The organism is Streptococcus mitis, from assembly GCF_965111735.1.
Classification (GTDB): Bacteria; Bacillota; Bacilli; order Lactobacillales; family Streptococcaceae; genus Streptococcus; species Streptococcus mitis_DR.
Window position 1 is genome coordinate 1 of sequence record NZ_OZ217346.1, and the last position, 19,879, is coordinate 19,879.

Sequence of the window (19,879 nt, forward strand, 5' to 3'; positions counted from 1 at the left end):
TTGAAAGAAAAACAATTTTGGAATCGTATATTAGAATTTGCTCAAGAAAGACTGACTCGATCCATGTATGATTTCTATGCTATTCAAGCTGAACTCATCAAGGTAGAGGAAAATGTTGCCACTATATTTTTACCACGATCTGAAATGGAAATGGTCTGGGAAAAACAACTAAAAGATATTATTGTAGTTGCTGGATTTGAAATTTATGATGCTGAGATAACTCCCCACTATATTTTCATCAAACCTCAATATACTACCGTCTCACAAGTTGAAGAAGCTCCAAATTCAACTCTTTATGACTATAGTCCAAAGTTAGCATCTATTCCTTATTCGGATACTGGATTAAAAGAAAAATATACCTTTGATAATTTTATTCAAGGGGATGGGAATGTTTGGGCAGTATCAGCCGCTTTGGCTGTCTCTGAAGATTTGGCCTTAACCTATAATCCTCTTTTTATCTATGGAGGACCTGGGCTTGGTAAGACTCACTTACTCAATGCAATTGGGAATGAGATTTTGAGAAATATTCCTGATGCGCGTGTGAAGTACATCCCTGCTGAAAGCTTTATCAACGACTTTCTTGAACACCTGAGACTAGGTGAAATGGAAAAATTCAAAAAAACTTACCGTAGCCTTGATCTCTTGTTAATTGATGATATCCAATCGCTGAGTGGAAAAAAAGTTGCAACTCAAGAAGAATTCTTCAATACTTTCAACGTTCTTCATAGCAATCAAAAACAAATCGTTCTGACTAGTGATCGTAGTCCTAAACACTTAGAGGGCCTTGAAGAAAGACTTGTCACGCGCTTTAGCTGGGGGTTGACGCAAAACATCACACCACCTGACTTTGAGACACGTATTGCCATTTTACAAAGCAAAACAGAACATTTGGACTACAATTTCCAAAGTGATACCCTAGAATACCTAGCTGGCCAATTTGATTCAAACGTTCGAGAACTTGAAGGAGCCATCAACGACATCACTTTAATCGCCAGAGTGAAGAAGATTAAGGATATCAGTATCGATATCGCTGCAGAAGCTATTAGAGCTCGAAAACAAGATGTTAGCCAAATCCTCGTCATTCCAATTGATAAAATCCAAACTGAAGTAGGGAACTTCTATGGTGTTAGTGTCAAAGAAATGAAGGGAAGCAGACGCCTTCAAAATATTGTGTTAGCCCGTCAAGTAGCCATGTATTTATCTAGAGAATTAACAGATAATAGTCTTCCAAAAATTGGGAAGGAGTTTGGAGGAAAAGATCATACAACAGTCATTCATGCCCATGCAAAAATTAAATCTTTGATTGATGAAGACGATAATTTACGTTTAGAAATTGAATCAATCAAAAAGAAAATAAAATAACTTGTGGATAACTTTCGTTTTTTTATCTTTTTTATCCACATTTTTTAAACAAGCCAAAAAACTTGATATGACTTATTTCAAGTCTGTTTTCCACAGATTTCACAGACTCTATTATTACTATTATCCTTCTAATACTAAAAATAAATAAAGGAGAATCCATGATTCATTTTTCAATTAATAAAAATTTATTTCTACAAGCCTTAAATACAACCAAAAGAGCTATTAGTTCTAAAAATGCTATTCCTATTTTATCAACTGTCAAAATTGACGTAACCAATGAAGGGGTTACTTTAATTGGTTCAAATGGTCAAATTTCAATTGAAAATTTTATTTCTCAAAAAAATGAAGATGCTGGTTTGTTAATTACTTCTCTAGGTTCAATCCTTCTTGAAGCTTCTTTCTTCATCAATGTGGTATCTAGTCTACCTGATGTGACTCTTGATTTTAAAGAAATTGAACAAAATCAAATTGTTTTAACCAGTGGCAAATCAGAAATTACCCTAAAAGGAAAAGATAGCGAACAATATCCACGAATTCAAGAAATTTCAGCAAGCACTCCTTTGGTTCTTGAAACAAAATTACTCAAGAAAATTATCAATGAAACAGCTTTTGCGGCAAGTACACAAGAGAGTCGTCCAATTTTAACAGGTGTTCATTTTGTATTGAGCCAACACAAGGAGCTAAAAACAGTAGCTACAGACTCTCATCGTCTAAGCCAGAAAAAATTAACGCTTGAGAAAAATAGTGATGATTTTGATGTTGTAATTCCGAGCCGTTCTCTACGCGAATTTTCAGCAGTATTTACAGATGATATTGAAACTGTAGAGATTTTCTTTGCCAATAACCAAATCCTCTTTAGAAGCGAAAATATTAGCTTCTATACTCGTCTCCTAGAAGGAAACTATCCTGACACAGATCGTTTGATTCCAATAGACTTTAACACTACAATTACTTTTGATGTTGTAAATTTACGCCAGTCAATGGAACGTGCTCGCCTTTTATCAAGTGCGACTCAAAATGGTACTGTGAAACTTGAAATAAAAGATGGGGTTGTTAGCGCTCATGTTAACTCGCCAGAAGTTGGTAAAGTAAACGAAGAAATCGATACTGATCAGGTTACTGGTGAAGATTTGACCATTAGTTTCAACCCAACTTACTTGATTGATTCTCTTAAAGCTTTAAATAGCGAAAAAGTGACCATTAGTTTTATCTCAGCTGTTCGTCCATTTACTCTTGTGCCAGCGGACACTGATGAGGACTTCATGCAGCTCATTACACCAGTTCGTACAAATTAAGTGAAAGAGGTTGAGCCTGGCTCGCCTCTTTTATGATATAATCGAAAAAGAAAAGGAGAGTAGTATGTATCAAGTTGGAAATTTTGTTGAAATGAAAAAACCACATGCTTGCACAATCAAGTCAACAGGAAAAAAAGCTAATCATTGGGAAATTACACGTGTAGGAGCAGATATCAAAATCAAATGTAGCAATTGTGACCATGTTGTCATGATGGGACGCTATGATTTTGATCGAAAAATGAATAAAATTATTGACTGAAAACCCTTAGTTAGAGGGTTAGCAAGTTTTCCCTTTTTGTGTTATAATATTAGGGATTGAAATGAAAACGGAGAATGAGAAAATATGGCTTTAACAGCAGGTATCGTTGGTTTGCCAAACGTTGGTAAATCAACACTATTTAATGCAATTACAAAAGCAGGAGCAGAGGCAGCAAACTATCCATTTGCGACGATTGATCCAAACGTTGGAATGGTAGAAGTTCCAGATGAACGCCTACAAAAACTAACTGAAATGATCACTCCTAAAAAGACAGTTCCAACAACATTTGAATTTACAGATATCGCAGGAATTGTAAAAGGAGCTTCAAAAGGAGAAGGGCTAGGGAATAAATTCTTGGCTAATATCCGTGAAGTAGATGCGATTGTTCATGTAGTTCGTGCTTTTGATGATGAAAATGTCATGCGCGAGCAAGGACGTGAAGATGCCTTTGTGGATCCACTTGCAGATATTGATACTATTAACCTGGAGTTGATTCTTGCTGACTTAGAATCAGTTAATAAGCGTTATGCGCGTGTAGAAAAGATGGCACGTACGCAAAAAGATAAAGAATCAGTAGCTGAGTTTAATGTTCTTCAAAAGATTAAACCAGTCCTCGAAGATGGAAAATCAGCTCGAACTATTGAATTTACAGATGAGGAACAAAAGGTTGTCAAAGGTCTCTTCCTGTTAACGACTAAACCAGTGCTCTATGTTGCTAATGTGGACGAGGATGTGGTTTCAGAACCTGACTCTATCGACTATGTTAAACAAATTCGTGAATTCGCAGCGACAGAAAATGCTGAAGTAGTCGTTATTTCTGCGCGTGCTGAGGAAGAAATTTCTGAGTTAGACGAAGAAGACAAGCAAGAGTTTCTTGAAGCTCTTGGGTTGACAGAATCAGGCGTTGATAAGTTGACTCGTGCAGCTTACCACTTGCTTGGACTGGGAACTTACTTTACAGCTGGTGAAAAAGAAGTTCGCGCTTGGACCTTCAAACGTGGTATGAAGGCTCCACAAGCAGCTGGTATTATCCACTCAGACTTTGAAAAAGGCTTTATCCGTGCAGTAACCATGTCATATGAGGATCTAGTGAAATACGGATCTGAAAAGGCCGTAAAAGAAGCTGGACGTTTGCGTGAAGAAGGTAAAGAATATATCGTTCAAGACGGCGATATCATGGAATTCCGCTTTAATGTCTAAAAATTTAATAAATAGTGTCAATTAGGTTGGAAAAAAATTCCAACCCTTTTGGCTTTTGAAAGGAAAAATAAATGACCAAATTACTTGTAGGCTTGGGAAATCCAGGAGATAAATATTTTGAAACAAAACACAATGTTGGCTTTATGTTGATTGACCAACTAGCGAAGAAACAGAATGTCACTTTTACACACGATAAGATATTTCAAGCTGACCTAGCATCCTTTTTCCTAAATGGAGAAAAAATTTATCTTGTCAAACCAACGACATTTATGAATGAAAGTGGAAGAGCGGTTCATGCTTTATTGACTTATTATGGTTTGGATATTGAAGATTTACTCATCATTTACGATGATCTTGACATGGAAGTTGGAAAGATTCGTTTAAGAGCAAAGGGATCCGCAGGTGGTCATAATGGTATCAAGTCTATTATTCAACATATAGGGACTCAGACCTTTAATCGTGTTAAGATTGGAATCGGAAGACCTAAAAATGGAATGTCAGTTGTTAACCATGTTTTGAGTAAGTTTGACAAGGATGATTATATTGGTATTTTACAGTCTATTGACAAAGTTGATGATTCTGTAAACTACTATTTACAAGAGAAAAACTTTGAAAAAACGATGCAGAGGTATAACGGATAAATGGTGACCTTATTAGATTTATTCTCAGAAAATGATCAGATAAAAAAATGGCATCAAAATTTAACAGATAAGAAAAGACAACTAATACTAGGTTTATCAACGTCTACTAAGGCTCTTGCAATTGCAAGTAGTATAGAAAAAGAAGATAAGATTGTGTTATTGACGTCAACTTATGGAGAAGCAGAAGGAATTGTTAGTGATCTTCTATCTATCTTGGGTGAGGAACTTGTCTATCCATTTTTGGTAGATGACTCCCCTATGGTCGAGTTTTTGATGTCTTCACAAGAAAAAATCATTTCACGGGTTGAAGCTTTGCGTTTTTTGACTGATTCATCTAAGAAAGGGATTTTAGTTTGTAATATCGCAGCAAGTCGATTGATTTTACCGTCTCCTAATATATTCAAAGATAGTATTGTAAAAATAACAGTTGGTGAAGAATATGACCAACACGCACTTATCCATCAGTTAAAAGAGATAGGCTATCGAAAAGTTACACAAGTACAAACTCAAGGCGAATTTAGTCTGCGAGGAGATATTTTAGATATTTTTGAAATATCCCAGTTAGAACCTTACCGAATTGAGTTTTTTGGTGATGAAGTCGATGGTATTAGGTCATTTGAAGTCGAAACACAATTATCGAAAGAAAATCAGACAGAACTCACTATCTTTCCAGCTAGTGATATGCTTTTGAGAGAAAAGGATTATCAACGAGGACAGTCAGATTTAGAAAAACAAATTTCAAAAACGTTATCACCTATTTTAAAATCATACTTAGAAGAAATTCTTTCAAGTTTTCACCAAAAACAAATTCATTCTGATTCACGGAAATTTTTATCTTTGTGTTATGACAAGACATGGACTGTTTTTGACTATATTGAAAAAGATACCCCAGTATTCTTTGATGATTATCAGAAATTGATGAATCAGTATGAAGTCTTTGAAAGGGAGTTAGCACAATACTTTACAGAAGAATTACAGAGCAGTAAAGCATTTTCTGAGATGCAGTATTTTGCTGATACAGAGCAAATCTATAAAAAACAGAGTTCGGTTACCTTTTTCTCTAATCTGCAAAAGGGGTTAGGAAATCTCAAGTTTGACCAAATTTATCAATTTAATCAATATCCCATTCAAGAGTTTTTCAATCAATTTTCTTTTCTAAAAGAAGAAATTGAGCGATACAAAAAAATGAATTACACTATTATCCTGCAGTCTAGTAATTCAATGGGAAGTAAAACATTGGAAGATGTTTTAGAGGAATATCAGATTAAATTGGATTCCAGAGATAAGTCAAGTATTTGTAAAGAATCTGTAAACTTAATTGAGGGAAATCTCAGACATGGTTTTCACTTTGTAGATGAAAAGATTCTATTGATAACTGAACATGAGATTTTTCAAAAGAAATTGAAACGTCGTTTTCGAAGACAACATGTTTCAAACGCAGAGAGATTAAAAGATTACAATGAACTTGAAAAAGGGGACTACGTTGTCCATCATATCCATGGGATTGGTCAATATTTAGGAATTGAAACCATTGAAATCAAAGGGATACACCGCGATTATGTCAGTGTTCAATACCAAAACGGGGATCAAATCTCTATCCCAGTGGAACAGATTCATCTACTTTCCAAATACGTTTCAAGTGACGGTAAAGCACCTAAACTCAATAAATTAAATGACGGTCATTTCAAAAAAGCCAAGCAAAAAGTTAAGAACCAGGTAGAGGATATAGCTGACGATTTAATCAAACTTTATTCTGAGCGCAGCCAGTTGAAGGGTTTTGCTTTCTCAGCTGATGATGAGGATCAACATGCTTTTGATGATGCCTTCCCTTATGTTGAAACGGATGATCAACTTCGTAGTGTTGAGGAAATCAAGAGAGATATGCAGGCTTCTCAGCCAATGGATCGACTTTTAGTTGGGGATGTTGGTTTTGGAAAGACTGAAGTTGCTATGCGTGCAGCCTTTAAGGCAGTCAATGATCACAAACAGGTTGTCGTCTTAGTTCCGACGACGGTTTTAGCGCAACAGCACTATACGAATTTTAAGGAACGATTCCAAAATTTTGCAGTTAATATTGATGTATTGAGTCGCTTTAGAAGTAAAAAAGAGCAGACTGAAACACTTGAAAAATTGAAAAACGGTCAAGTTGATATTTTGATTGGAACCCATCGTGTTTTGTCAAAAGATGTTGTGTTTGCTGATTTGGGCTTGATGATTATTGATGAGGAACAGCGATTTGGTGTCAAGCATAAGGAAACCTTGAAAGAACTGAAAAAACAAGTAGATGTCCTGACCTTGACAGCAACGCCAATTCCTCGTACCCTTCACATGTCTATGTTGGGAATCAGAGATTTGTCTGTTATTGAAACTCCGCCGACTAATCGTTATCCAGTGCAAACCTATGTTTTAGAAAAGAATGATAGTGTTATTCGTGATGCTGTCTTGCGTGAAATGGAGCGTGGAGGTCAAGTTTACTATCTTTACAATAAAGTTGACACGATTGACCAGAAGGTTTCCGAATTACAGGAGTTGATTCCAGAGGCTTCGATTGGGTATGTTCATGGGCAAATGAGTGAGATTCAGTTAGAAAATACTCTACTGGATTTCATTGAAGGTCAGTATGATATTTTGGTGACAACTACCATTATTGAGACAGGAGTGGACATTCCAAATGCCAATACTTTATTTATTGAAAATGCGGATCATATGGGCTTGTCAACCTTGTATCAGTTAAGAGGAAGAGTCGGTCGTAGTAATCGTATTGCTTATGCCTATCTCATGTATCGTCCAGAAAAATCAATCAGTGAAGTCTCCGAGAAGAGATTAGAAGCGATTAAAGGATTTACAGAATTGGGCTCTGGATTTAAGATTGCAATGCGAGATCTTTCGATTCGCGGAGCAGGAAATCTTTTAGGAAAATCCCAGTCTGGTTTCATTGATTCTGTTGGTTTTGAATTGTATTCGCAGTTATTGGAGGAAGCTATTGCTAAACGACATGGTAATGGGAACACAAGAACCAAAGGAAATACCGAATTGATTTTACAAATTGATGCCTATCTTCCTGATACCTATATTTCTGATCAACGACATAAGATTGAAATTTACAAGAAAATTCGTCAAATTGACAACCGTGTCAACTACGAAGAATTACAAGAAGAGTTGATGGACCGCTTTGGAGAGTACCCAGACGTGGTAGCCTATCTTTTAGAGATTGGTTTGGTTAAGTCTTATCTTGATAAGGTCTTTGTTCAACGTGTGGAACGAAAAGAAAATAAGATTACAGTTCAATTTGAAAAAATTACTCAGCGATTGTTTTTGGCTCAAGATTATTTTAAATCTTTATCCGCAACGAATTTAAAAGCAGCCATAACTGAGAATAAGGGATTAATGGAAGTTGTATTTGATGTCCAAAATAAGAAGGACTATGAAATTTTAGAAGGTCTGCTCATTTTTGGAGAAAGTTTATTAGAGATAAAAGTATCGAAAGAAGGCAATTCCCTTTAACATTTTTCTTCTATAAAGTAGATAAAAATGATACAATAATAATTTGAGGTAATAAAAATGAGATTAGACAAATATTTAAAAGTATCACGAATTATCAAGCGTCGTACAGTCGCAAAAGAAGTAGCAGATAAAGGCAGAATCAAGGTAAATGGAATCTTGGCCAAAAGTTCAACGGATTTGAAAGTTAATGACCAAGTTGAAATTCGCTTTGGCAATAAGTTGCTACTTGTAAAAGTACTAGAGATGAAGGATAGTACAAAAAAAGAAGATGCAGCAGGAATGTATGAAATTATCAGTGAAACACGGGTAGAAGAAAATGTCTAAAAATATCGTACAATTGAATAATTCTTTTATTCAAAATGAACACCAACGTCGTCGCTATCTGATGAAAGAACGACAAAAACGTAATCGTTTCATGGGTTGGGTTCTTATTTTGATGATTTTATTGTTCATTTTACCAACTTATAATCTTGCTCAAAGCTATCATCAATTACTCCAAAGACGTCAACAGTTATCAGAATTGCAAACTCAGTATCAAACCTTGAGTGAGGAAAAGGAGAAAGAGACAGCTTTTGCCACAAAGTTGAAAGATGAAGATTATGCTGCTAAATACATGCGTGCAAAATATTATTATTCTAAGAATCGGGAAGCTGTTTATACGATTCCTGACTTGCTCCCAAGGTGATAAAATGGAAAATTTATTAGATGTAATAGAGCAATTTTTGAGTCTATCGGAAGAAAAGCTGGAAGAGTTGGCTGATAAAAATCAATTATTGCGTTTACAAGAAGAAAAGGAAAGGAAGAATGCGTAAATTCTTAATTATTTTGTTGTTACCGAGTTTTTTGACCATTTCAAAAGTCGTTAGCACAGAAAAAGAAGTAGTCTATACTTCGAAAGAAATTTATTACCTTTCACAATCTAACTTTGGTATTTATTTTAGAGAAAAATTAAGTTCTCCCATGGTTTATGGAGAGGTTCCTGTTTATGCGAATGAAGATTTAGTAGTGAAATCTGGAAAATTAACTCCCCAAACAAGTTTTCAAATAACCGAGTGGCGCTTAAATAAACAAGGAATTCCGGTATTTAAGCTATCAAATCATCAATTTATTGCTGCAGACAAACGATTTTTATATGATCAGTCAGAGGTAACTCCTACAATCAAAAAAGTATGGTTAGAATCTGATTTTAAACTGTATAATAGCCCTTATGACTTAAAAGAAGTGAAATCATCCTTATCAGCTTATTCGCAAGTATCGATCGACAAGACCATGTTTGTAGAAGGAAGAGAATTTCTACATATTGATCAGGCTGGATGGGTAGATAAGGAATCAACTTCTGAAGAAGATAATCGGATAAGTAAAGTCCAAGAAATGTTATCGGAAAAATATCAGAAGGATTCATTTTCTATTTATGTTAAGCAACTAACTACTGGAAAAGAAGCTGGTATCAATCAAGATGAAAAGATGTATGCAGCTAGTGTTTTGAAACTCCCTTATCTTTATTATACGCAAGAAAAAATAAATGAGGGGATTTATCAGTTAGACACGACTGTAAAATACGTATCTGCAGTCAATGATTTTCCAGGTTCTTATAAACCAGAGGGAAGTGGTAGCCTCCCTAAAAAAGAGGATAATAAAGAGTATTCTCTCAAGGACTTAATAACGAAAGTATCTAAAGAATCGGACAATGTAGCTCATAATCTATTGGGATATTACATTTCAAACCAATCTGATGCCACATTTAAATCCAAGATGTCTGCTATTATGGGAGATGATTGGGATTCAAAAGAAAAATTGATTTCTTCTAAGATGTCTGGGAAGGCCATGGAAGCTATTTATAATCAAAATGGATTTGTGCTAGAGTCTTTGACTAAAACAGATTTTGATAATGAGAGAATTGCCAAAGGTGTTTCTGTTAAAGTAGCTCATAAAATTGGAGATGCGGATGAATTTAAGCATGATACAGGTGTTGTCTATGCAGATTCTCCATTTATTCTTTCTATTTTCACTAAAAATTCTGATTATGATACGATTTCTAAGATAGCCAAGGATGTTTATGAGGTTCTAAAATGAGGGAACAAGATTTTTTAAATCATTTTCTCAAGAGAGAATATTTTAAAAAACATACTAAGGTGGTGCTAGCTCTTTCTGGTGGATTAGATTCTATGTTTCTATTTAAGGTATTGTCTACCTATAAAAAAGAGTTAGAAATTGAATTGATTCTTGCTCATGTGAATCATAAGCAGAGAGTAGAATCAGATTGGGAAGAAAAGGAATTAAGGAAGTTGGTTGCTAAAGCTGGACTTCCTATTTATGTCAGCAATTTTTCAGGAGAATTTTCAGAAGCGCGTGCACGAAATTTTCGCTATAATTTTTTTCAAGAGGTCATGAAAAAGACAGGTGCGACAGCCTTAGTCACTGCCCACCATGCTGATGATCAGGTGGAAACGATTTTGATGCGTTTGATTCGAGGTACTCGTTTGCGCTATCTATCAGGAATTAAGGAGAAGCAAGTGGTCGGGGATATAGAAATTCTTAGGCCCTTCTTGCATTTTCAGAAAAAAGACTTTCCACTAATTTCTCACTTTGAAGATACATCAAATCAGGAAAATCATTATTTTCGCAATCGTATTCGAAATTCTTATTTACCAGAATTAGAAAAAGAAAATCCTAGATTTAGAGATGCAATCTTAAGTATCGGAAATGAAATTTTAGATTATGACCTAGCTATAGCTGAATTATCAAAGAATATTGATGTGGAAAATTTACAACAGTTATTTTCTTATTCTGAGTCAACACAAAGAGTCTTACTTCAAACTTATCTGAATCGTTTTCCAGATTTGAATCTTACAAAAGCTCAGTTTGATGAAGTTCGACAGATTTTAAAATCTAAAAGCCAGTATCGTCATCCGCTTAAAAATGGCTATGAATTGATAAAAGAGTACCAACAGTTTCAGATTTGTAAAATCAGTCCGCAGGCTGATGAAAAGGAAGATGAACTTGTGTTACACTATCAAAATCAGGTATCTTATCAAGGATATTTATTTTCCTTTGGGATTCCATTAGAAGGTGAATCAATTCAACAAATACCTGTTTCACGCGAAACATCCATACACATTCGTTATCGAAAACCAGGAGATGTTTTGGTTCAAAATGGGCATACAAAAAAACTCAGACGTCTATTTATTGATTTGAAAATCCCTATGGAAAAGCGGAAATCTGCTCTGATTATTGAGCAATTTGGTGAAATTGTCTCAATTTTGGGAATTGCGACCAGTAATTTGAGTAAAAACACGAAAAATGATATAATGAACACTGTACTTTATATAGAAAAAATAGATAGGTAAAAAAATGTTAGAAAACGATATTAAAAAAATCCTCGTTTCACACGATGAAATTACAGAAGCTGCTAAAAAATTAGGTGCTCAACTCACTAAAGACTATGCAGGAAAAAATCCAATTTTAGTTGGAATTTTAAAAGGATCTATTCCTTTTATGGCTGAATTAGTTAAACATATTGACACACATATTGAAATGGACTTCATGATGGTTTCTAGCTACCATGGTGGGACAGCAAGTAGCGGTGTCATCAATATCAAGCAAGATGTGACTCAAGACATCAAAGGAAGACATGTTTTATTTGTAGAAGATATCATTGATACAGGTCAAACTTTGAAGAATTTGCGAGATATGTTTGTTGCAAGAGATGCAGCTTCTGTTAAGATTGCAACCTTGTTGGATAAACCAGAGGGACGTGTTGTAGAAATTGAGGCTGACTATACCTGCTTTACTATCCCAAATGAGTTTGTAGTAGGTTATGGTTTAGACTACAAAGAAAATTATCGTAACCTTCCTTATGTTGGAGTATTGAAAGAAGAAGTGTATTCAAATTAGAAAGAACAATTTTTAATGAAAAAACAAAATAATGGTTTAATTAAAAATCCTTTTCTATGGTTATTACTTATTTTTCTCCTAGTTACAGGTTACCAGTATTTTAGTACAGGTAGTGTTGCAGGGAAAAGTGAGCAGATTAATTATACAGAATTGGTAAAAGAAATTACCGATGACAATGTAAAAGAATTAACTTACCAACCAAATGGTAGTGTTATCGAAGTTTCGGGTGTTTATAAAAATCCTAAAACGAGTAAAGAAGAAACAGGTATCCAGTTCTTTTCTCCTTCTGCTACAAAAGTAGAGAAATTTTCAAGTATTATTCTTCCTTCAGATACTACCGTATCAGAATTGCAAAAACTTGCTTCTGACCATAAGGCAGAAGTAACTGTTAAGCATGAAAGTTCAAGTGGTATGTGGATTAATATTCTTGTATCCATTGTGCCATTCGGTATTCTGTTCTTCTTCCTATTCTCTATGATGGGAAATATGGGAGGAAATAATAGCCGTAACCCGATGAGTTTTGGACGTAGTAAGGCCAAAGCTGCAAATAAAGAAGATATTAAAGTAAGATTTTCAGATGTTGCTGGAGCTGAGGAAGAAAAACAAGAACTAGTTGAAGTTGTTGAATTCTTAAAAGATCCAAAACGATTTACAAAACTTGGAGCCCGTATTCCAGCAGGTGTTCTTTTGGAGGGACCTCCAGGAACAGGTAAAACTTTGCTTGCTAAGGCAGTCGCCGGAGAAGCAGGTGTTCCATTCTTTAGTATCTCAGGTTCTGACTTTGTAGAAATGTTTGTCGGAGTTGGAGCTAGTCGTGTTCGTTCTCTTTTTGAAGATGCCAAAAAAGCAGCACCAGCTATTATCTTTATCGATGAAATTGATGCTGTTGGACGTCAACGTGGAGTTGGTCTTGGCGGAGGTAATGACGAACGTGAACAAACCTTGAACCAACTCTTGATTGAGATGGATGGTTTTGAGGGAAATGAAGGGATTATTGTCATCGCTGCGACAAACCGTTCAGATGTACTTGACCCTGCCCTTTTGCGTCCAGGACGTTTTGATAGAAAAGTATTGGTTGGCCGTCCTGATGTTAAAGGTCGTGAAGCAATCTTGAAAGTTCACGCTAAAAATAAACCTCTGTCAGACGATGTTGATTTGAAATTAGTGGCTCAACAAACCCCAGGTTTTGTTGGAGCAGATTTAGAGAATGTCTTGAATGAAGCGGCTCTAGTTGCTGCTCGTCGCAATAAATCGATAATTGATGCTTCAGATATTGATGAAGCAGAAGACAGAGTTATTGCTGGACCTTCTAAGAAAGATAAGACAGTTTCACAAAGAGAACGTGAATTGGTTGCCTACCATGAGGCTGGACATACCATTGTTGGCCTAGTCTTATCGAATGCCCGTGTTGTTCATAAGGTTACAATTGTACCAAGAGGTCGTGCAGGTGGTTACATGATTGCACTTCCTAAGGAAGATCAAATGCTTCTATCTAAAGAAGATATGAAAGAGCAATTGGCTGGCTTGATGGGTGGACGTGTAGCTGAAGAAATTATCTTTAACGTCCAAACTACAGGAGCTTCAAACGACTTTGAACAAGCGACTCAAATGGCGCGTGCAATGGTTACAGAGTACGGGATGAGTGAAAAACTTGGTCCAGTTCAATATGAAGGAAATCATGCCATGTTTGGTGCACAAAGTCCTCAAAAATCAATTTCAGAACAAACAGCTTATGAAATTGACGAAGAGGTTCGTTCATTATTGAATGAGGCACGAAATAAAGCCGCTGAAATTATTCAGTCAAATCGTGAAACTCACAAGTTGATTGCAGAAGCATTATTGAAATACGAAACATTGGATAGTACACAAATTAAAGCTCTTTACGAAACAGGAAAGATGCCTGAAACAGTCGAGGAGGAATCTCATGCACTATCTTATGATGAAGTAAAGTCAAAAATGAATGATGAAAAATAACCCAAAGAGAGGCAAGCCCTCTCTTTTTTGTGCAGTTGAGGCGGTGTAGGGAACAGAATAGGCGAAAAGGCCCCAATTAAGTTCTTGATTTGTTAGACTGTATCTAGAAAGGGGGAAGCTTATGCTTAAAAAATTGTATGAAGAAGTCCAAGGAATTGTATACAAGTGTAGAAATGAATATTACCTTCATTTATGGGAGTTATCGGATTGGGACCAAGAGGGAATGATCTGCTTACATGAATTGATCAGTAGAGAAGAAGAACTGGTAGAAGATATTCCACGCTTACGTAAATATTTCAAGACTAAGTTTCGTAATCGAATTTTAGACCATATCCGTAAACAAGAAAGTCAGAAGCGTAGATATGATAAAGAACCTTATGAAGAAGTGGGAGAGATTAGTCATCGTATCAGTGAGGGAGGTCTGTGGCTAGATGAGTATTATCTCTTTCATGAAACACTAAGAGATTATAGAAACAAACAAAGCAAAGAGAAGCAAGAAGAGTTAGAACGCATCTTAAGACATGAACGCTTCCGAGGGCGTCAAAGAGTTCTAAGGGACTTGCGTATTGTGTTTAAAGAGTTTGATATCCGTAGTCGGTAAGAAGCCATGTAAAAAAATGAAAAAAATAGAAAAAAGTAGTTGACAAAGTTAGAAAAGTCGGTATAATAGTAAGAGTTGAAAACACCAACTCTGGTCCGTTGGTCAAGGGGTTAAGACACCGCCTTTTCACGGCGGTAACACGGGTTCGAATCCCGTACGGACTATGGTATGTTGCGGATGGAACACTTGATGAAAAAAGTTCAAAAAAGTTTCAAAAAAGTGTTGACAAGCGAAAGTGCCTGTGATATACTAATATAGTTGTCGCTTGAGAGAAGCGAGTGACAAAGACCTTTGAAAACTGAACAAGACGAACCAATGTGCAGGGCACTACAACTAAGGTTGTAGTACTGAACAATGAAAAAAACAATAAATCTGTCAGTGACAGAAATGAGTGAGAACTCAAACTTTTAATGAGAGTTTGATCCTGGCTCAGGACGAACGCTGGCGGCGTGCCTAATACATGCAAGTAGAACGCTGAAGGAGGAGCTTGCTTCTCCGGATGAGTTGCGAACGGGTGAGTAACGCGTAGGTAACCTGCCTGGTAGTGGGGGATAACTATTGGAAACGATAGCTAATACCGCATAACAGTAGATGTTGCATGACATTTGCTTAAAAGGTGCAATTGCATCACTACCAGATGGACCTGCGTTGTATTAGCTAGTTGGTGGGGTAACGGCTCACCAAGGCGACGATACATAGCCGACCTGAGAGGGTGATCGGCCACACTGGGACTGAGACACGGCCCAGACTCCTACGGGAGGCAGCAGTAGGGAATCTTCGGCAATGGACGGAAGTCTGACCGAGCAACGCCGCGTGAGTGAAGAAGGTTTTCGGATCGTAAAGCTCTGTTGTAAGAGAAGAACGAGTGTGAGAGTGGAAAGTTCACACTGTGACGGTATCTTACCAGAAAGGGACGGCTAACTACGTGCCAGCAGCCGCGGTAATACGTAGGTCCCGAGCGTTGTCCGGATTTATTGGGCGTAAAGCGAGCGCAGGCGGTTAGATAAGTCTGAAGTTAAAGGCTGTGGCTTAACCATAGTACGCTTTGGAAACTGTTTAACTTGAGTGCAAGAGGGGAGAGTGGAATTCCATGTGTAGCGGTGAAATGCGTAGATATATGGAGGAACACCGGTGGCGAAAGCGGCTCTCTGGCTTGTAACTGACGCTGAGGCTCGAAAGCGTGGGGAGCAAACAGGATTAGATACCCTGGTAGTCCACGCCGTAAACGATGAGTGCTAGGTGTTAGACCCTTTCCGGGGTTTAGTGCCGCAGCTAACGCATTAAGCACTCCGCCTGGGGAGTACGACCGCAAGGTTGAAACTCAAAGGAATTGACGGGGGCCCGCACAAGCGGTGGAGCATGTGGTTTAATTCGAAGCAACGCGAAGAACCTTACCAGGTCTTGACATCCCTCTGACCGCTCTAGAGATAGAGTTTTCCTTCGGGACAGAGGTGACAGGTGGTGCATGGTTGTCGTCAGCTCGTGTCGTGAGATGTTGGGTTAAGTCCCGCAACGAGCGCAACCCCTATTGTTAGTTGCCATCATTCAGTTGGGCACTCTAGCGAGACTGCCGGTAATAAACCGGAGGAAGGTGGGGATGACGTCAAATCATCATGCCCCTTATGACCTGGGCTACACACGTGCTACAATGGCTGGTACAACGAGTCGCAAGCCGGTGACGGCAAGCTAATCCCTTAAAGCCAGTCTCAGTTCGGATTGTAGGCTGCAACTCGCCTACATGAAGTCGGAATCGCTAGTAATCGCGGATCAGCACGCCGCGGTGAATACGTTCCCGGGCCTTGTACACACCGCCCGTCACACCACGAGAGTTTGTAACACCCGAAGTCGGTGAGGTAACCGTAAGGAGCCAGCCGCCTAAGGTGGGATAGATGATTGGGGTGAAGTCGTAACAAGGTAGCCGTATCGGAAGGTGCGGCTGGATCACCTCCTTTCTAAGGATAAGGAACTGCGCATTGGTCTTGTTTAGTCTTGAGAGGTCTTGTGGGGCCTTAGCTCAGCTGGGAGAGCGCCTGCTTTGCACGCAGGAGGTCAGCGGTTCGATCCCGCTAGGCTCCATTGGTGAGAGATCACCAAGTAATGCACATTGAAAATTGAATATCTATATCAAATAGTAACAAGAAAATAAACCGAAAACGCTGTAGTATTAATAAGAGTTTATGACTGAAAGGTCAGAAAATAAGGTTAAGTTAATAAGGGCGCACGGTGGATGCCTTGGCACTAGGAGCCGAAGAAGGACGTGACAAACGACGATATGCCTTGGGTAGCTGTAAGTAAGCGATGATCCAGGGATTTCCGAATGGGGGAACCCAACAGGTACTACCTGTTACCCGCATCTGTTAAGGATGTGAGGAGGAAGACGCAGTGAACTGAAACATCTAAGTAGCTGCAGGAAGAGAAAGCAAAAGCGATTGCCTTAGTAGCGGCGAGCGAAACGGCAGGAGGGCAAACCGAAGAGTTTACTCTTCGGGGTTGTAGGACTGCAATGTGGACTCAAAGATTATAGAAGAATGATTTGGGAAGATCAGCCAAAGAGAGTGATAGCCTCGTATTTAAAATAGTCTTTGTACCTAGCAGTATCCTGAGTACGGCGGGACACGTGAAATCCCGTCGGAATCTGGGAGGACCATCTCCCAACCCTAAATACTCCCTAGTGACCGATAGTGAACCAGTACCGTGAGGGAAAGGTGAAAAGCACCCCGGGAGGGGAGTGAAATAGAACCTGAAACCGTGTGCCTACAACAAGTTCGAGCCCGTTAATGGGTGAGAGCGTGCCTTTTGTAGAATGAACCGGCGAGTTACGTTATGATGCGAGGTTAAGTTGAAGAGACGGAGCCGTAGGGAAACCGAGTCTGAATAGGGCGCCTTAGTATCATGACGTAGACCCGAAACCATGTGACCTACCCATGAGCAGGTTGAAGGTGCGGTAAGACGCACTGGAGGACCGAACCAGGGCACGTTGAAAAGTGCTTGGATGACTTGTGGGTAGCGGAGAAATTCCAAACGAACTTGGAGATAGCTGGTTCTCTCCGAAATAGCTTTAGGGCTAGCGTCGACATAAAGATTCTTGGAGGTAGAGCACTGTTTGGGTGAGGGGTCCATCCCGGATTACCAATCTCAGATAAACTCCGAATGCCAATGAATTATGGTCGGCAGTCAGACTGCGAGTGCTAAGATCCGTAGTCGAAAGGGAAACAGCCCAGACCACCAGCTAAGGTCCCAAAATAATTGTTAAGTGGAAAAGGATGTGGGGTTGCACAGACAACTAGGATGTTAGCTTAGAAGCAGCTATTCATTCAAAGAGTGCGTAATAGCTCACTAGTCGAGTGACCCTGCGCCGAAAATGTACCGGGGCTAAAACAATTTACCGAAGCTGTGGATACCTTTATAGGTATGGTAGGAGAGCGTTCTATGTGTGATGAAGGTGTACCGTGAGGAGCGCTGGAACGCATAGAAGTGAGAATGCCGGTATGAGTAGCGAAAGACAGGTGAGAATCCTGTCCACCGTAAGACTAAGGTTTCCAGGGGAAGGCTCGTCCGCCCTGGGTTAGTCGGGACCTAAGGAGAGACCGAAAGGTGTATCCGATGGACAACAGGTTGATATTCCTGTACTAGAGTATGTAGTGATGGAGGGACGCAGTAGGCTAACTAAAGCAGACGATTGGAAGTGTCTGTCTAAGCAGTGAGGTGTGATATGAGTCAAATGCTTATATCTATAACATTGAGCTGTGATGGGGAGCGAAGTTTAGTAGCGAAGTTAGTGACGTCACACTGCCAAGAAAAGCTTCTAGCGTTTAAACATACTCTACCCGTACCGCAAACCGACACAGGTAGTCGAGGCGAGTAGCCTCAGGTGAGCGAGAGAACTCTCGTTAAGGAACTCGGCAAAATGACCCCGTAACTTCGGGAGAAGGGGTGCTGACTTTAAGTCAGCCGCAGTGAATAGGCCCAAGCAACTGTTTATCAAAAACACAGCTCTCTGCTAAATCGTAAGATGATGTATAGGGGGTGACGCCTGCCCGGTGCTGGAAGGTTAAGAGGAGTGCTTAGCGTAAGCGAAGGTATGAATTGAAGCCCCAGTAAACGGCGGCCGTAACTATAACGGTCCTAAGGTAGCGAAATTCCTTGTCGGGTAAGTTCCGACCCGCACGAAAGGCGTAATGATTTGGGCACTGTCTCAACGAGAGACTCGGTGAAATTTTAGTACCTGTGAAGATGCAGGTTACCCGCGACAGGACGGAAAGACCCCATGGAGCTTTACTGCAGTTTGATATTGAGTGTCTGTACCACATGTACAGGATAGGTAGGAGTCTATGAGATCGGGACGCCAGTTTCGAAGGAGACGTTGTTGGGATACTACCCTTGTGTTATGGCCACTCTAACCCAGATAGGTGATCCCTATCGGAGACAGTGTCTGACGGGCAGTTTGACTGGGGCGGTCGCCTCCTAAAAGGTAACGGAGGCGCCCAAAGGTTCCCTCAGAATGGTTGGAAATCATTCGCAGAGTGTAAAGGTATAAGGGAGCTTGACTGCGAGAGCTACAACTCGAGCAGGGACGAAAGTCGGGCTTAGTGATCCGGTGGTTCCGTATGGAAGGGCCATCGCTCAACGGATAAAAGCTACCCTGGGGATAACAGGCTTATCTCCCCCAAGAGTTCACATCGACGGGGAGGTTTGGCACCTCGATGTCGGCTCGTCGCATCCTGGGGCTGTAGTCGGTCCCAAGGGTTGGGCTGTTCGCCCATTAAAGCGGCACGCGAGCTGGGTTCAGAACGTCGTGAGACAGTTCGGTCCCTATCCGTCGCGGGCGTAGGAAATTTGAGAGGATCTGCTCCTAGTACGAGAGGACCAGAGTGGACTTACCGCTGGTGTACCAGTTGTCTTGCCAAAGGCATCGCTGGGTAGCTATGTAGGGAAGGGATAAACGCTGAAAGCATCTAAGTGTGAAACCCACCTCAAGATGAGATTTCCCATGATTTTATATCAGTAAGAGCCCTGAGAGATGATCAGGTAGATAGGTTAGAAGTGGAAGTGTGGCGACACATGTAGCGGACTAATACTAATAGCTCGAGGACTTATCCAAAGTAACTGAGAATATGAAAGCGTAAGGTTTTCTTGATTTGAATAGATA

14 protein-coding genes, 2 tRNA genes and 2 rRNA genes are annotated in these 19,879 nt (G+C 39.2%); all 18 read left to right on the plus strand.

The features are described 5' to 3' along the window. Positions 1–1,362, plus strand: a 1,362-nt coding sequence (dnaA, locus tag ACLV7W_RS00005; RefSeq protein ID WP_411865210.1) for a chromosomal replication initiator protein DnaA, incomplete at its 5' end; no start/stop codon positions are given. A 158-nt stretch (positions 1,363–1,520) separates the two neighbouring features. Continuing rightward, entirely contained in the window at positions 1,521–2,657 is a 1,137-nt protein-coding gene (gene dnaN, locus ACLV7W_RS00010) for a DNA polymerase III subunit beta (RefSeq protein WP_411865211.1), read from the plus strand. A gap of 64 nt (positions 2,658–2,721) precedes the next feature. Next, positions 2,722–2,916, plus strand: coding sequence for a DUF951 domain-containing protein (locus ACLV7W_RS00015; RefSeq protein ID WP_261050011.1), 195 nt, complete (start codon positions 2,722–2,724; stop codon positions 2,914–2,916). Between the two features lie 84 nt (positions 2,917–3,000). Beyond that, positions 3,001–4,116 carry a redox-regulated ATPase YchF gene (gene ychF, locus ACLV7W_RS00020; protein WP_001218713.1) on the plus strand — a complete coding sequence of 372 codons (1,116 nt, stop codon included), beginning with the start codon at positions 3,001–3,003 and terminating at the stop codon, positions 4,114–4,116. Between the two features lie 71 nt (positions 4,117–4,187). Continuing rightward, entirely contained in the window at positions 4,188–4,757 is a 570-nt protein-coding gene (gene pth / locus ACLV7W_RS00025; protein ID WP_261073869.1) for an aminoacyl-tRNA hydrolase, read from the plus strand. Further along, on the plus strand, positions 4,758–8,261 hold the full coding sequence (gene mfd / locus ACLV7W_RS00030) for a transcription-repair coupling factor (protein ID WP_411865212.1): 3,504 nt from the start codon (positions 4,758–4,760) through the stop codon (positions 8,259–8,261). It begins immediately after the preceding gene. A gap of 57 nt (positions 8,262–8,318) precedes the next feature. Continuing rightward, the gene (locus ACLV7W_RS00035; protein ID WP_001234978.1) at positions 8,319–8,585 is read left to right on the plus strand and encodes an RNA-binding S4 domain-containing protein; all 267 of its coding nucleotides are present in this window, start codon (positions 8,319–8,321) and stop codon (positions 8,583–8,585) included. After that, complete coding sequence (locus ACLV7W_RS00040; protein ID WP_049515632.1) at positions 8,578–8,946, plus strand: septum formation initiator family protein; 369 nt, start codon at positions 8,578–8,580, stop codon at positions 8,944–8,946. Before ACLV7W_RS00035 ends, ACLV7W_RS00040 begins: the two co-directional genes overlap by 8 nt. 4 nt (positions 8,947–8,950) lie before the next feature. Continuing rightward, on the plus strand, positions 8,951–9,073 hold the full coding sequence (locus tag ACLV7W_RS00045; RefSeq protein ID WP_000429339.1) for an SP_0009 family protein: 123 nt from the start codon (positions 8,951–8,953) through the stop codon (positions 9,071–9,073). Beyond that, the gene (locus ACLV7W_RS00050) at positions 9,066–10,334 is read left to right on the plus strand and encodes a serine hydrolase (RefSeq protein WP_411865213.1); all 1,269 of its coding nucleotides are present in this window, start codon (positions 9,066–9,068) and stop codon (positions 10,332–10,334) included. Before ACLV7W_RS00045 ends, ACLV7W_RS00050 begins: the two co-directional genes overlap by 8 nt. Beyond that, positions 10,331–11,608, plus strand: coding sequence for a tRNA lysidine(34) synthetase TilS (gene tilS, locus ACLV7W_RS00055; RefSeq protein WP_411865214.1), 1,278 nt, complete (start codon positions 10,331–10,333; stop codon positions 11,606–11,608). Before ACLV7W_RS00050 ends, tilS begins: the two co-directional genes overlap by 4 nt. Positions 11,609–11,612: 4 nt before the next feature. Beyond that, positions 11,613–12,155 (plus strand): hypoxanthine phosphoribosyltransferase, encoded by a 543-nt coding sequence (gene hpt, locus ACLV7W_RS00060; RefSeq protein WP_153209006.1) that lies wholly within the window; start codon positions 11,613–11,615, stop codon positions 12,153–12,155. 15 nt (positions 12,156–12,170) lie between these two features. Then, positions 12,171–14,129, plus strand: a complete 1,959-nt coding sequence (gene ftsH / locus ACLV7W_RS00065) for an ATP-dependent zinc metalloprotease FtsH (RefSeq protein WP_153209008.1) — start codon at positions 12,171–12,173, stop codon at positions 14,127–14,129. Positions 14,130–14,250: 121 nt separating this feature from the next. Continuing rightward, positions 14,251–14,730, plus strand: a complete 480-nt coding sequence (locus tag ACLV7W_RS00070) for a sigma-70 family RNA polymerase sigma factor (RefSeq protein WP_153209010.1) — start codon at positions 14,251–14,253, stop codon at positions 14,728–14,730. A gap of 92 nt (positions 14,731–14,822) precedes the next feature. Next, positions 14,823–14,894, plus strand: a tRNA-Glu gene (locus ACLV7W_RS00075). 242 nt (positions 14,895–15,136) lie between these two features. Further along, a 16S ribosomal RNA gene (locus ACLV7W_RS00080) occupies positions 15,137–16,682 on the plus strand. A gap of 51 nt (positions 16,683–16,733) precedes the next feature. Further along, positions 16,734–16,806: transfer RNA gene (locus ACLV7W_RS00085), tRNA-Ala, on the plus strand. Positions 16,807–16,930: 124 nt separating this feature from the next. Then, positions 16,931–19,831 (plus strand): 23S ribosomal RNA (locus tag ACLV7W_RS00090). Together the 16S and 23S rRNA genes with 2 tRNA genes alongside form the textbook arrangement of a ribosomal RNA operon. Positions 19,832–19,879: the final 48 nt, after the last annotated feature.